The organism is Granulicella tundricola MP5ACTX9 (assembly GCF_000178975.2).
GTDB classification, from domain to species: domain Bacteria; phylum Acidobacteriota; class Terriglobia; order Terriglobales; family Acidobacteriaceae; genus Edaphobacter; species Edaphobacter tundricola.
Genome location: NC_015064.1, coordinates 1,211,665 through 1,225,238, shown reverse-complemented (window position 1 = coordinate 1,225,238; position 13,574 = coordinate 1,211,665). Strand labels below are relative to the sequence as shown.

The 13,574-nt window shown below is 60.7% G+C and carries 15 protein-coding genes; 12 read left to right on the top strand and 3 right to left on the bottom strand.

Annotated features, from left to right (window positions below):
* Nucleotides 1-51 precede the first annotated feature (51 nt).
* Both ACIX9_RS24565 and glgA read left to right on the top strand, forming a co-directional pair.
* Complete coding sequence (locus ACIX9_RS24565; protein WP_013579429.1) at nucleotides 52-195, top strand: DUF3309 family protein; 144 nt, start codon at nucleotides 52-54, stop codon at nucleotides 193-195.
* Between the two features lie 74 nt (nucleotides 196-269).
* Nucleotides 270-1,577 (top strand): glycogen synthase, encoded by a 1,308-nt coding sequence (gene glgA / locus ACIX9_RS05220; protein WP_013579428.1) that lies wholly within the window; start codon nucleotides 270-272, stop codon nucleotides 1,575-1,577.
* Between the two features lie 9 nt (nucleotides 1,578-1,586).
* Here glgA and ACIX9_RS05215 read toward each other — a convergent pair whose 3' ends face one another.
* Entirely contained in the window at nucleotides 1,587-2,456 is an 870-nt protein-coding gene (locus ACIX9_RS05215; protein WP_013579427.1) for a cyanophycinase, read from the bottom strand.
* A 204-nt stretch (nucleotides 2,457-2,660) separates the two neighbouring features.
* On the opposite strand from ACIX9_RS05215, the gene ACIX9_RS05210 reads away from it, so the two are divergent.
* From ACIX9_RS05210 to ACIX9_RS05190, 5 genes are all read left to right on the top strand, one after another.
* Nucleotides 2,661-3,860 (top strand): FUSC family protein, encoded by a 1,200-nt coding sequence (locus tag ACIX9_RS05210; RefSeq protein ID WP_013579426.1) that lies wholly within the window; start codon nucleotides 2,661-2,663, stop codon nucleotides 3,858-3,860.
* Nucleotides 3,861-4,636: 776 nt separating this feature from the next.
* Nucleotides 4,637-6,382, top strand: a complete 1,746-nt coding sequence (gene rimO, locus ACIX9_RS05205) for a 30S ribosomal protein S12 methylthiotransferase RimO (RefSeq protein ID WP_013579425.1) — start codon at nucleotides 4,637-4,639, stop codon at nucleotides 6,380-6,382.
* Between the two features lie 4 nt (nucleotides 6,383-6,386).
* A complete protein-coding gene (locus ACIX9_RS05200; protein WP_013579424.1) occupies nucleotides 6,387-6,614 on the top strand; it encodes a DNA gyrase inhibitor YacG in 228 nt (75 codons plus the stop codon).
* Between the two features lie 17 nt (nucleotides 6,615-6,631).
* A complete protein-coding gene (locus ACIX9_RS05195) occupies nucleotides 6,632-7,129 on the top strand; it encodes a phosphatidylglycerophosphatase A family protein (RefSeq protein WP_013579423.1) in 498 nt (165 codons plus the stop codon).
* An 18-nt stretch (nucleotides 7,130-7,147) separates the two neighbouring features.
* Complete coding sequence (locus tag ACIX9_RS05190; RefSeq protein WP_013579422.1) at nucleotides 7,148-8,176, top strand: cell surface receptor IPT/TIG domain protein; 1,029 nt, start codon at nucleotides 7,148-7,150, stop codon at nucleotides 8,174-8,176.
* Here ACIX9_RS05190 and ACIX9_RS05185 read toward each other — a convergent pair.
* Complete coding sequence (locus ACIX9_RS05185; RefSeq protein WP_198152159.1) at nucleotides 8,159-8,674, bottom strand: hypothetical protein; 516 nt, start codon at nucleotides 8,672-8,674, stop codon at nucleotides 8,159-8,161. The genes ACIX9_RS05190 and ACIX9_RS05185 overlap by 18 nt on opposite strands.
* Before the next feature lie 99 nt (nucleotides 8,675-8,773).
* Here ACIX9_RS05185 and ACIX9_RS05180 point away from each other — a divergent pair, with 99 nt between their 5' ends.
* From ACIX9_RS05180 to ACIX9_RS05170, 3 genes are read left to right on the top strand one after another with little or no spacing between them, the layout of a single operon-like run.
* Entirely contained in the window at nucleotides 8,774-10,042 is a 1,269-nt protein-coding gene (locus tag ACIX9_RS05180; RefSeq protein ID WP_013579420.1) for a competence/damage-inducible protein A, read from the top strand.
* A 27-nt stretch (nucleotides 10,043-10,069) separates the two neighbouring features.
* Nucleotides 10,070-10,681: a glycerol-3-phosphate 1-O-acyltransferase PlsY gene (gene plsY / locus ACIX9_RS05175; protein ID WP_013579419.1), complete on the top strand. Its 612-nt coding sequence runs from the start codon at nucleotides 10,070-10,072 to the stop codon at nucleotides 10,679-10,681.
* A complete protein-coding gene (locus ACIX9_RS05170; protein ID WP_013579418.1) occupies nucleotides 10,678-11,670 on the top strand; it encodes an NAD(P)H-dependent glycerol-3-phosphate dehydrogenase in 993 nt (330 codons plus the stop codon). The genes plsY and ACIX9_RS05170 overlap by 4 nt, the downstream gene beginning before the upstream one ends.
* Nucleotides 11,671-11,693: 23 nt before the next feature.
* Here the strand turns inward: ACIX9_RS05170 and ACIX9_RS05165 are convergent, their stop codons facing one another.
* Nucleotides 11,694-12,239 carry a Uma2 family endonuclease gene (locus ACIX9_RS05165; RefSeq protein ID WP_013579417.1) on the bottom strand — a complete coding sequence of 182 codons (546 nt, stop codon included), beginning with the start codon at nucleotides 12,237-12,239 and terminating at the stop codon, nucleotides 11,694-11,696.
* A gap of 75 nt (nucleotides 12,240-12,314) precedes the next feature.
* Between ACIX9_RS05165 and ACIX9_RS05160 the strand changes: the two genes are divergently transcribed.
* Entirely contained in the window at nucleotides 12,315-12,536 is a 222-nt protein-coding gene (locus ACIX9_RS05160) for a hypothetical protein (RefSeq protein WP_041596954.1), read from the top strand.
* Nucleotides 12,537-12,551: 15 nt separating this feature from the next.
* Nucleotides 12,552-13,568 carry a signal recognition particle-docking protein FtsY gene (gene ftsY, locus ACIX9_RS05155; RefSeq protein ID WP_013579416.1) on the top strand — a complete coding sequence of 339 codons (1,017 nt, stop codon included), beginning with the start codon at nucleotides 12,552-12,554 and terminating at the stop codon, nucleotides 13,566-13,568.
* The last annotated feature ends 6 nt before the right edge of the window (nucleotides 13,569-13,574 follow it).

Below are 13,574 nucleotides of genomic sequence, written 5' to 3'. Positions count from 1 at the left end.
GAGCAGCGCCGCAGCAACAGGCCGCAACTCAAACTCTCGGAGTACGACAAAATGCTTATTCTCCTCATCATTCTCATCATCGTCTTCGGCTTCGGTGGTTTTCGCATGGGCCCCGGCCTGGGTTACTATGGCGGCGGCGGTCTCTCACTCATTCTCACCATCGTTCTCATCCTCCTCCTGCTCAAAGTCATCTAGCTACAGGTAGGAAAGCATCAGACCGCCGGAAGCAGACTCAATCTGCTTCCGGCTCACTATTTTGGAGACATTAAATGCGCGTAGGCCTCATGACCCGCGAGTACCCACCAAACGTCTACGGCGGAGCAGGCGTCCACGTCGAATACCTCTCCCTTGAACTAGCCAAAAAGATCGAAGTCGAAGTCCACTGCTGGGGCACCCAGAACGAAGATTCCGGCAACCTCCACGTCCGCGGCGACGAGCCGCCCCCCCAGATCACCGGCGACACCAAAGCCAAGTTCAAAGCCGCCATCGACGCCTTCGCCCTCAACCTCTCCCAGATGAAGTCCCTCGCCGAAATCGACATCGTCCACACCCACACCTGGTACGTCTCCATGGCCGGCTTTCTGGCCAAAAAACTCTATGGCATCCCCTTCGTCCTCACCACCCATTCGCTCGAGCCCCTCCGCGCCTGGAAGGCCGAGCAGCTCGGCTCCGGATACGCCCTCAGCTCCTGGATGGAGCGCACCGCCATCCTCGATGCCGACGCCATCATCGCCGTCTCCAACGGCACCAAGGCCGACATCATCACCGCCTACCCCAACGTCGACCCCGCCCGCATCCACGTCATCTACAACGGCATCGACCTCAACCAATATCAAAAGACCCCCAACACCGAAGCCCTCACCAAGTACGGCGTCGACATCACCAAGCCCTACGTCCTCTTCGTAGGCCGCATCACCCGCCAGAAGGGCGTCACCCATCTCGTCGACGCCATCCGTTACCTTCCCCCCGGCACCCAGGTCGTCCTCTGCGCCGGAGCCCCGGACACCCCTGAAATCGCCGCCGAGATGCGTGCCAAGGTCGAAGCCCTCCGCCGCGAAACCCCCGGCAGCCACCCCACCGGCAAGGAAAATCACACGCCCCCCGGCGTCGAGCCCGAAGGCCACAGCATCGCCACCGGCGACCCCACCGGCACCGGCCACAACGTCGTCTGGATCGAGCAGATGGTCACCAAAGAAGAGGCCATCCAGCTCTACAGCCACTGCGCCGTCTTCGCCTGCCCCTCGGTCTACGAGCCCTTCGGCATCATCAACCTGGAAGCCATGGCCTGCAAAGCACCCGTAGTGGCCACCGCCACCGGAGGCATCCTGGAAGTCGTCGTCGAAGGCGAAACCGGCCACCTCGTCCCCTTCAAGCCCGACCCCAAGACCACCTTCCCCATAGACGAAGACCAGTTCGCAAGAGACCTCGCCGCCCCCATAGCCGCTCTCCTGGCCGACCCCGCCCGAGCCAAAAAACTAGGAGAAGCCGGCCGCAAGCGAGTAGAAGACCACTTCGCCTGGTCCGCCATAGCAGACCAAACCATAGCCCTCTACGAAACCCTCATAGCCAAAAAGTAGCCCTCGCCGCTACTCCCCCGGGTGCGCCACCACCGTAGCCACCCGGGTCACCGTATTCAGCTTGTCCCCCGTCCGCAGATGGTAATACCCCTTCCCGTCGTGGTCCTTCCCATCCCAAACCGCGACACGCTTAGGCCCATTCACCGTCACCGTATCCCCATGCACCGTGATCGACGTAGCCTGATCCAACCCAAAGCAAAGCAGATCCGGATGCGCCTTGATGACGACGGCCATATCGTTCTCTCTGTGCCGCACATCCACATGCTGATCGAACGTCACATTCGTCATAAACCCAAACCCGATCTCATGCCCCGGCGCCATCATGATCGTGTTGTCATCCGGCACCGCCGACCCCCTCACCATGTACGAGCCCTGAATCGTAGCCCCAGCCGACCCGCCCCCAACAACACCCCCACGCTCGAGCACCCCAAAAAACTCCTTCAGCGTCAGCGTGTCCAGGTAAGCATCCGCAATCCGCCAATGCCGCCCACCCACAAACCAAACCCCCGTCGCAGTCTTCAGCGGAGCAACAAACGCAGCCGTATTCGCCACCGCCTTATCGTTCGTATACAGCACCGTGCAGGGCGCCCCCGGAAACGCCGCAAACGGACTCTTAGCCCCGCAATACTCCTCCTGCAGCACCGCCTGCTCCGTAGGCTTCGTCACGGAAGCATTCGGAATCACCACGATCTTCGCCTTCGCCCCACCAGCCATCTCCACCAGCCGCTGATAGTCCCGAGCCTCCGTAGCCCCACCCGTCACCAGCAGAGACCCCTTAGCCGGCCCATGCGAAGGCACCTGCCCCAACGCAGCACTCGCCATCAAACCAGAGCAAACGAAAGAAAGACGCACCATACCGCTCATCCAGCCAAAGCTCATAAGGTTTCTCCTGTATGCAAATGAGACGAAGTTCAAGGCGCATGAGACGCAAATACGACGGAATTGCGATCCGCTACTCAAGATCACCGGGGTAACCTGCAACCTTTACATGCTTGAGTCCAGAACTCCACGGTTCACCCTCCGCCCACACAGACCTGCAACAATCAAGACACAGCCTCGGCCACACCCACCATCCAACCACCCGTGCCCTCGTCCCCCACCAATCCCGACGCCCCAACCCAACCCGGCTACTTTGCAGACCTCTACACCTTCCACTGGCGAGAGATCTCCCTCCAGACCTCCCTCATCGCCATCGTCGCCGTAGCCGTCTCGCTCGTCGGAGGAGTCCTCATCGGCCACCCCGCCGCCGGCCTCATCAGCGGCGGCGGAGCCATGACCGTAGGCTTCGGCCTCAACCAGCGCATCTCGGACTCTCGTCTCTGGCCCATGATCTGGGCCACCCTGGCCATGGCCGCCTCCACCTTCATCGGCATGCTCGCCGGCCATGAAGGCTACGCCCTCATCTTCCTCTCCGCCGCCTGGGCCTTCGGTTACGGCATCCTCACCGCCCGAGCCGCAGGCGTCGCCTGGGTCGGCCAGCAAGCCGCCGTCACCCTCCTCGTCACCTCCGCCTTCCCCGCGGACGCCCGCCATGCCTTCCAGCGAGCCCTCCTCACCCTCCTCGGCGGCACCCTCCAGATCCTCTTCACCAGCGCCTTCCTCCGTCTCCTCCCGGAGCTACAGGCAGACCTCCTCGCCCTCCCCAGCTACGGCTTCGACGAGGCCACCCACCTCCGCCACATCTTCCGCTTCGGCCGCATCCTCCGCCGCCTCCGCGGCTTCCCCCGAGCCCTCCCCCGTATGTGGGCCGCCGGCCATGTCCCCTACGCCCTCCGCCTCGCCCTCACCGTAGCCGCCGCCACCGAAGCCTACCGCTGGCGCGGCGTCCAATCCGGCTACTGGATTCCCATGACCGCCCTCCTCGTCCAGAAGCCCCTCTTCGCGGAAACCCTCAACCGAGCCCTCATGCGAGTCCTCGGCACCCTCGCCGGAGCCGTCCTCTGCACCTTCTTCCTCCTCCGAGTCCACCCCGACCCGATCACCCTAGCCTGGCTCGCCGTCTTCTTCTGCTTCTGCGCCTTCATGGCGAACCCCGTCAACTACGCCTTCTTCTCCGTCTTCCTCACCTCCTACATCGTCTTCCTCCTCTCCCTCAACGTCCTCCCCGGCCCAGAAATCGCCCACCGCCGCGCCTACGCCACCGCCGCCGGAGGCCTCATAGCCCTCATCATCCATATAGACGCCTTCCTCCTCCGCCGCCCCAAACCGAGCACCTCATCCCCCACAAAGGGGGTCAGCAAAACAACAAAGGGTCATTCTGAGCGCAGCGAAGAACCTCAGTAGCGGCAGTTGCGGTTGCCGTTGCGGTTGTCGTTGCTCGTTTCGGCCGTCATTCAGAGCGAAGCGAAGAATCTCAGTAGTTGTCGTCACGTTTGTCGTTGCCGTTGCCGTTCGGATTAGAGGGGCGCTTTAGCGCCCCGTCAAGGGCCTAAAAGCATCTGGGCTTTAGCCCCGGGCCGTTGCCGTCGTCTGTTCTCACGCAGTCATTCAAAGAACTTGTCCTCACCGCCTCGGCTAAACCGCCAAGCCCACCCCAACCAGAGCGCTGAAGGCGCGGCATATACCAGCCCAGGGCGCAAGCCCTGGGTAACCTCCCCACCAAACCCCAGAGGGCTGAAAGCCCGACACATGCCTCTTTTGCTCTCCCACCCACCGCCACCACGGTCACCCGGTGCAAACCCCGGCCTTCAAACCAACCACACAACCCAAGCCCCATCAACAACTTACAACTATTTTCACAAAAAACACCCCTAAATTCACGTGTCAAGCCCCAGCAACCTCCCAAAATCCCATAACCCATACAATCAATGACACTTACAGCCCAAAAATAAATGGCGTATTCCCCCCGTGCACCTTGGTAAAATGGAAGTAGAGCAAAAATCAGGACGATCCACCGTCGTGATCCCCATAACTCAATAAAATCAAGACTTTACAAGCACCACCTACTGAAAACAAAGACCTTACCAAGCAAGTCCAGGACTAACTTCAATAGAATGAAGACTTTAGATACTTTCACCGGGGGTAGGGGGACCCACCGCAACCTGTTAGAATGAAGGGTGATGCCTTCAGCCGTCTTAGATCCCGCCATCTCCGCCCCCAGCAAACCCAAGGTAGGCTTCGTCTCCCTCGGCTGCCCAAAAAACCTCGTCGACTCAGAGGTCATGATGGGCCTCCTCCACCACAACGGAGCCGAACTCACCCCCCGGGCCGAAGACGCCGAGATCATCGTCATCAACACCTGCAGCTTCATCGACTCCGCCAAGCAGGAGTCGGTCAACACCATCCTCGAGATGGTCCAGCACAAGCAGAAGAACGGCGGCAAAGCCCAGCGCATCATCGTAGCCGGCTGCCTGGTAGAGCGTTACCGCGACGAGATCCAGAAGAACATCCCTGAAGTGGACGCAGTCGTCGGAACCGGCGAACTGGAAGCCATCCTCGCCGCCGCTGGCCTCACCCCCACCAGCAACTCCCCCTTCAACATCCTCCCCCAGGACTTCAACCAGCCCTCCATCGAGTCCCACACCCAAACCGACCGCGCCCTCCTCGAAGGCAACCTGGTCAACGAGACCACGGTCACCCAGCAACTGGTCCACCGCGCCCCCAGCGCCGTCAACCAGCACTCCCGCCCAGAGGTAGAGGGCCACATAGCCCCTCAACTCCGCATCGTCCAGTCCCTCGCCGAAACCGGCACCACACACGGAGACGAGCCCCTCGCCCACACCGGCGACCACATCCAGCGCGGAATCGACCCCGGCAACACCAGCCGCCCCGAAGGCGACCTCCGCCAGCAGCAGGGCCGCTTCTCCCGCGAGTCCTGGGACGGTGCCACCGCCGCCCTCCCCGAGTACCTCTACAACGACGCCACCCCCCGCATCCTCACCACCCCCCGGGCCTCCGCCTATATAAAAATCGCCGAAGGCTGCGATCACCCCTGTAGCTTCTGCATCATCCCCCAGCTGCGCGGCAAGTTCCGCTCCCGCCGCATGGGCAGCATCATCGCGGAGGCCCAGAACCTCATCGCTCAGGGCGTGCGCGAGATCACCCTCATCGGCCAGGACACTACCTGCTACGGAGAAGACCTCGGCCTCAAGGAAGGCTTGGCCCAGCTACTCGACGGCCTCGCCGTCCTCCCCGGCCTCCGCTGGCTCCGCTTCCTCTACACCTACCCCAACAAGGTCACCACCCGCCTGTTGGAGACGATGGCCCGCCACGACACCATCTCCAAGTACCTGGACGTCCCCCTCCAGCACGCCAGCCCCAACGTCCTCAAGACGATGAAGCGCGGCGGCAACGCCCAGATCTTCCTGAACCTCATCGCCAAGGCCCGCCAGATCGTCCCCGGCATCGTCATCCGCACCAGCTTCATCGTAGGCTTCCCCGGCGAGACCGAAGCCGACTACAAGCTGCTCGAAGACTTCGTCAAAGCCGCCAGGATCGACTGGCTCGGCGTCTTCACCTACTCCGACGAAGAGGGTGCCAAGGCCTTCGAGCTCCCCGATGACACCAAGGTCCCGAACCGCACCATCCAGGCCCGCCGCCGCAAGCTGATGAAGCTCCAGCAGAAGATCAGCACCACGGAGAAGCTCAAGTGGGTAGGCCGCGAGATCGACCTCCTCGTCGAAGGCCCCTCCGAAGAGACCGACCTCCTCTGGGAAGGCCGCACCAGCCTCCACGCCCCGGAGATCGACGGCAAGGTCTTCATCAACGACTTTGGCCCCCACGAAGAGCTGGTCCCCGGCACCTTCTACCGAGCCGAAATCACCGAATCCCACGACTACGACGTAGTCGCACGCATCCTGGAATAACGTCATGCCCAATCCCAAAGCCCTCTTCTGCCCCACCTGTCGCAAGGTGGTGTTAGCCACCGACCCCGACTTCCCATTCTGCTCCGACCGCTGCCGCATCCTCGATCTCGGAAAGTGGGCCTCCGGAGGCTACGTCATCTCCTCCCCCGTCCACGACCCGGACCTCCTCGACGAACTCGAAGGCCTCCAGCACCGCGGGCAGTCGAGCACCAACGAAGACGGCGACCGCTAGTGGCAAAGCAGACGCCGATGAACCTCCGCGCCCTCGAGGGCAAAAAGACCCTCTGGGCATGGGCAGTAGGAACCTTCTTCGGAGCCGGCCTCATGAAGCCCGGCCCCGGCACCTACGGCTCCGTCGCCGCAGCCATCCTCTGGTTCGGCTCGATCCACCTGCTGCACCCGAGCCCGCTGCACCAGACCATAGGCACGCTCATCGCCGCCCTCGCAGCCACAGCCATCGGCATCCCAGCCGCGACGATCGTAGCCCGCGAGTCCGGCCGCGAAGACCCCGGCCACGTCGTCATCGACGAGGTAGCCGGCCAGATCTTCGCCCTCATCGCCATCCCGGCCGACTGGCCCCACGCCCTGCTGGCCCTCCTGCTCTTCCGTCTTTTCGACATCACCAAGCCACCACCCGTCCGCAACCTGGAACGCCTCCACGGCGGCACCGGCATCATGCTGGACGACGTAGCCGCCGGTCTCATTGCCCTGGCCATAGGCCATGCCGCCCTGCTCATCTATCCTTAGGAAGGAGAAACCGACACCATGCCGACCCTGACCCAAGCCGCCCCGCACGCCGTCATGCCCGGCGGCGAACTCCACCTCACCGGCAACGATCTAGGCCCCGGAGTAGAAGTAGAGATCGCCGGCGTCACGGCCCACGTAGAGCTGGCTCGCTCCACGCAGGTCATCGTCCGGGTTCCCGAAGGCATCCTTCCCGGCCAGGTCTTCGCCACCAAGGACGGCATCCACTCCAACGCCCTGCCGGTCCGCATCGCCGTCCCCATGGCAGAGAACCTACACCCGGTCGCCAACCCCACCGTAGACGCCACCGGCACCGTCTACGCCACCCTCTCCGGCTCCCGCGGCCAGCAAACCCCCGTCTCCATCTTCCGCATCCCCCCCGCCCCGGAGGGCAAGACCCACGAGCTCCGCCCATACGTCCGCAACATCCTCAACCCCACCGGGCTCGCCTTCGGACCGGACGGTCTCCTCTACGTCAGCTCTCGCGCCGACGGCATCATCTATAAGGTCGGAAGCTCTGGTGTCGCCCAGGTTTATGCAGAGGGGCTCGGCATCGCTACCGATATAGTTTTTGACCGGGTAGGCGACCTCTATGTCGGAGACCGGTCCGGCACCATCTTCAAGATCCGCTCGGCCTCCGAAGGGCGTAGCCAAGAGACCTTCGTCTTCGCTACCCTGGAGCCGTCCATCAGCGCGTACCACCTCGCCTTCGACAGCAAGGGTACCCTTTACGTCACCGGCCCCACCACCGCCTCCCACCAGATCATCCACGCTATCGACCATGCGGGCAGCGCCTCCGTCTTCTATCGCGGCCTCGGCCGAGCCCAAGGCATGGCGTTCGACACAGGAGACAATCTCTACGTCGCAGCATCGCTTGCGGGCAATCGCGGAATCGTCCGTATTACACCTTCTGGAGCTGCGGACCTGGTAGTTAGCGGAGCCAATCTGATCGGACTTTGTTTCCTGCCGGATGGACGAGCCGCGCTTGCCACACGCGACGCGATCTACGAGGTCGAACTCGGCATTCAGGGGCTAGCGCTTCTCCCCTGAGGCCTTTCCAGCCAGCCCGGCACTTCCGCGAAACTGCTCGATAAGCGAATGCGCCACTGCGGGCCACTGCATGTCCGGCTGCCCTGTGTAAATCTCCGCCCAGATCAGATCGCCTCGCTCTCCCCCGTGGGCGGGGCCGTACACCCGCAGCGTAGCCAACTCCGCGCCCGAGGGTCCAATGATCACCCCGCCCAAGTCGCGCTTCAGCAAGGAAAATGTAAGATCAGCTGCTGCGCCTTCCCCAGCAACTGTCTTTCCAATCTTCGCGACCAACTCCGTCAGTTGGCCGGACACCATCCTGCTTACAGGCACCGACTCCACCCCAATGACCTTCGCCGCACTAAGAGCTTGCCGGAAGGCACCCCGATCGCAGTGGTAGGTCTCCTTCGCCAGAGTACAGGCAGCCGGTGAGGCCGCATCCTGTGCATGAACAGCTGCAATCGGCAGGAGTGCCAACCCACAGAAGAAAGCAATTCGTATCCCATAAAGCTTGACCATGTTCGTTTGATGCACCAAGCTTTCCCACGTACGCGGCTCCATCGGCAAAAGACTTGCAGTGACCAGTGCTATCACCCTCCCTCAAGCATCCAATTGAGAATGATCGCAGAGATAATTGCCGCCGGAAGCGAGATGCTGACCCCCTTCCGGCAGGACACCAACTCCCTCTACCTGACTGAGGGCTTGAACGACCTGGGAGTAACCGTTGCCTTCAAGACGATCGTCGGGGATTCGCTCGACCACCTGACCGAAGCCGCCCGCAATGCTCTCCAACGTGCCGACATCGTCATCTTCTCCGGCGGTCTTGGCCCGACGGAAGATGATCTGACGCGCGAAGCCGCAGCCGCCGCTCTGGGCCTGACGCTTCATCCTGATCCCGCTATCATTGCCGCTCTCTATAAGCGCTTTGCCGAGCGCCGAATCGCCATCACGCCGAACAACGCTAAGCAGGCCGACATCCTTGATGGAGCTATGCTGCTTGAGAACAAGAACGGCACGGCCCCAGGCCAATTCTTGGTTACAACCTACCGAGGCAAGAAACGGTATGTGGCTCTCTTGCCTGGGCCTCCCAAAGAGCTAAAGCCACTCTTTGATGAGCAGGTCAAACCGCGGCTCGCAGCGCTCCTCCCCACGCGCTTTCTCGCCAAGCGGTTATTGCGTATGGCGCTCATACCAGAATCTCAGGTTGACGCCCGCACCTCCCCGATCTACAAGTTGTATGAAGACGTGGAAACTACGATTCTGGCAGGCTCTGGCGAGATCCAACTCCACTTTCAATGCGTCGCCGCGACCTTAGCCCAGGCGCAGGCGCGCGTGGATGAACTTGCCGAGCGCATTGAGCGTGAGATGGGGGACGATATCTTCTCGTCTCACGGCGAATCGCTCGACGAGGTGATCCTGCTCATGCTCGGAATGCGTCACCAAACCCTGGCAACTGCCGAAAGCTGTACCGGCGGGATGCTGGCACAGCGTCTCACCGCTATCCCTAATAGTTCACGCGCCTTCATCGGCGGTGCGGTCACATACAGCGCGTCGATGAAAGCGCTCTTCTGCAACGTTCCGCCAGAACTGATCGAAAGCCAGGGGGCAGTCAGCGAACCCGTTGCCCGTGCCATGGCAGAAGGGATTCAAACCACGACTGGGGCTTCTTACGGCATTGGAATCACCGGCCTGGCAGGCCCCGGCGGCGGGTCGCAGGGGACAGACGAGGGGAAACCAGTGGGGCTCGTTTACATAGGGATCACAGACGCAACCGGACCTGAGCCAGTCACACAGATCAAGCAACTCCAACTCATGGGTGACCGGGAACGCATCCGCTGGTGGGCTACCCAGCACGCACTTGAACTCTTCCGCCGCCAACTTCTTTAGGTCTTGGTAGACTCCTCTAGATCACTTATGAATCCTTGGCTTATCTCCATACCGCTCGCCTACTTACTAGGCTCGATTCCATTCGGCTATCTTCTCGTCCGTTTTTTCCGCAAGCAGGATATTCGTGAGACGGGTAGCGGCAATATCGGCGCGACCAACGTCGCTCGCTCCGGTGCTAAGGGTCTAGGACTGCTGACCTTGGCGCTCGATCTGCTCAAAGCATTGATCGCAGTCAAAATCGCAACCCACTTGGTGCCCGCAAATTTTGATGTTGCGGTCGGCGCCGCCATTGCAGCCATCGTTGGACACATGTTCCCTGTGTGGCTCGGCTTTCACGGTGGAAAGGGCGTTGCCAGCGGGCTCGGAGTTTTCCTCGCTTTGGCATGGAAACCGAGCCTTGTCATGTTTGGCATCTTTCTGGTGATCGTTTTCGCCACCCGGTATGTCTCTCTCGCTTCTATGATTGCGGCCTCAACCTATCCGATCCTGGCGTGGTTGTTTCATCATCAGGAGACAGCTTTCACGGCTTTCGGCTATGTCATCATTCCGGTCCTGATTATTGTGAAACACCATTCCAACATCCGCCGCCTGTTGGCTGGCACAGAAAGCCGTTTCGGCTCTAAAGAGGTATCAGCATGAGCCGTATTGCAGTTCTTGGCGCCGGGGCCTGGGGTACGGCGCTTGCCATCTCTTTGGCTCGCCGTGGAGGACACGATCTCACCCTGTGGGCACACTCAGCAGCTTTATCAGAGCAGTTAATCGAGTCCGGTGAAAATGTCCCCTATCTTCCAGGGTTCACGCTTCCTGCCGACATCCAGATTACCTCTGACCTTCCAGCCGCAATCTTTGAAGCGGATATCCTGCTCTCGGTGACGCCGTCCCAGCATCTACGCGAGACCATCGCGCACATCGCACCACTCCTGACGCCGAATCAGATTATTCTCTCCGCCAGTAAAGGCATAGAGGACAAGAGTTTTCTACGGATGACCCAGGTCATCGCGTCGATCACAAATAATCCCTGCGGCGTTGTCAGCGGGCCATCGTTTGCGCAAGAGACTGCGGCCGGTCTACCTACGGCAGTTGTCATCGCATCCAGTGTTCCGCAAGTCGCGCAAACCGTCCAGCGTGAGTTCTCGTCTCCGAGCCTGCGGCTTTATACAAATGATGATGTCACTGGAGTGGAGTTGGGTGGGGCCTTGAAGAATGTCATCGCTCTCTCGTCAGGAGTGATCCATGGGCTGGGATTGGGGGCTAATACCTCCGCTGCCCTCATCACGCGTGGAATCGCCGAAATCACTCGTTTGGCAGTCGCGTGCGGGGGACGACGGCAGACACTCGCCGGCCTCTCTGGAGTTGGTGACCTCGTGCTGACATGTACGGGTAGCCTCAGCCGCAATCGCCAGGTTGGAGTGGAGTTAGGCAAAGGACGCAAGCTGCCTGAGATCCTTGCCGGAATGAATGGCAAGGTTGCCGAAGGCGTGCGCAGCACTGCGGCTGCCTTGGGCCTAGCTGCGCGGTATGGGGTGGAGATGCCGATTGCGGAACAGATGGACGCCGTACTGCATCGGGAAAAATCACCGCGGGACGCAATCAAGGACTTGATGGCTCGCCCTGGACGCGAAGAGTAGGCGCGGGATGCTGAATGTACTCGCTATCCCTTCGCGCCTTCCAGTTCATCAAGTTCCGAAAACATCTCCGCCAAGGTAATAACAATCGGCGTGCCTGGAACAATGAGCTTCTCCCAATGCCGTTCCATCGTACGTCCTGCGCGGGCCAGGTGAGCATCCCGGCGCCGGGGATCGATCACCCAGACTGCCGTCGCACCCATCTGAAGGTAATCGTCGACCCGCAACTGTATCTCGCTCATCTTGTCTTCGCGTGAGAGTATTTCCACGCAGAGCAAGGGTGCGGTTCGGACAACCGGTTCCAAGGGCACGGTTCGCGATACGACACAAAGATCGGCGATAAGGAAGTGCTCTTTGGAGGTCTGGACTCTCTGCTCCGGAAACGCCCTGATCTGCCACTCAATCCCACGATTACGGAAGATCTGTGTCAGAAACCCCTGAACGCTGGCGTGCGACTGCTCCCCGACGTGGCGCTCTCGGACTTCACCAGCGATCCAGTCCCGGTCAGGCCGGTATGCGGTCTCCAGGTATTGTTGGAGCGGCACTGCCACGTTCGTCGGATCATCAGCCATTCAAGGTCCCCTTCTTTCCATCATACCGGCATCATCAAATGCTGACTGCTGGTTGGATATCGCATCTTACGGAAGATGAAAAGTGAAGTTCCTCAACAAACTGATTCAAGCAAGGCGAAAAATCCCAACTTTGGCGTTGTTGTTGCTTCTGCTGCCGCCTTTCTGCTCATCGCATTGGCCTTTGCCATATTCTTTCTCCATCGTGATGCGAAAAAGGTAGACCCCCACGGCCCCAGCCCGACGCCAAACTCGATGATGGTCCCACTGCATCCGGAGCGCATGACCGTCACAGGTTGATAGACTGGAGCGAGTATGGCATTCTCGTTCTTCGGCAAACGCAACCAGCAGCAGGAATCCGAGCAGCAACCGGAAGAGCCCACGCAGACACCAGCCTCCGAGGAGATAGACCCTCCCCGGCGTGGTCTGTTTGACCGCATGCGCCAGGCGGTCACCCGCACCCGGGAGTCTTTCTCCGACTCGATTGGACAAGTGCTCGCCCTGACGCGCGAGGTCGATGAGTCGACGCTCATCGACTTAGAGCCCATTCTCCTCGCAGCCGACATCGGGAGTGCCACGACTGCCATTGTCCTTGAAAACCTTCGCCAGCGTGCGCTGCGTAAGGGAATCGAAGGTGGCAGCGAGCTTAAAGAACTTTTGCGCGTTGAGCTGAAGTCGATTCTGGATGGTGTGTCCCAGCAAACTATCCCTGCCGTCGCTGCTCCCGAAGTGATCATGATGGTGGGAGTGAACGGCACCGGCAAGACAACTACGACCGGCAAATTGGCTGCGTATTTTCGGCGTCAGAATCGAACGGTGCTGCTTTGCGCCGCAGATACCTTCCGCGCTGCTGCAATCGAGCAGCTAGAGGTTTGGGCGACGCGATCCGACGTCCCCATCATAAAAACTAAGCAAGGTGGCGATCCCTCAGCCGCCCTTTACGATGCCTGCACAGCAGCTAAGGCTCGCGGAACACAGGTCCTGATTGTCGATACGGCCGGCCGTCTCCACACAAAGTCCGACCTCATGAAAGAACTGGACAAGATGCGCCGCACCGCCGAACGGCTTGTGCCGGGCGCACCCCACCAGACCTTTCTAGTCATGGATGCCACCACAGGCCAGAATGGTCTGCAACAGGCTCGCCTCTTCACTGAGGCTGCCCGGGTCACTGGCATCGTACTGACGAAACTCGATGGAACAGCAAAGGGAGGGATCGTCCTCGCTATCGCTACTGAGTTAAAACTACCGGTGGTCTACGCGGGTACAGGTGAGAAGATTGACGATCTCATTCCGTTCGACAGCAGTACATTCATCGACTCTCTCCTGGATTAGGGTCGC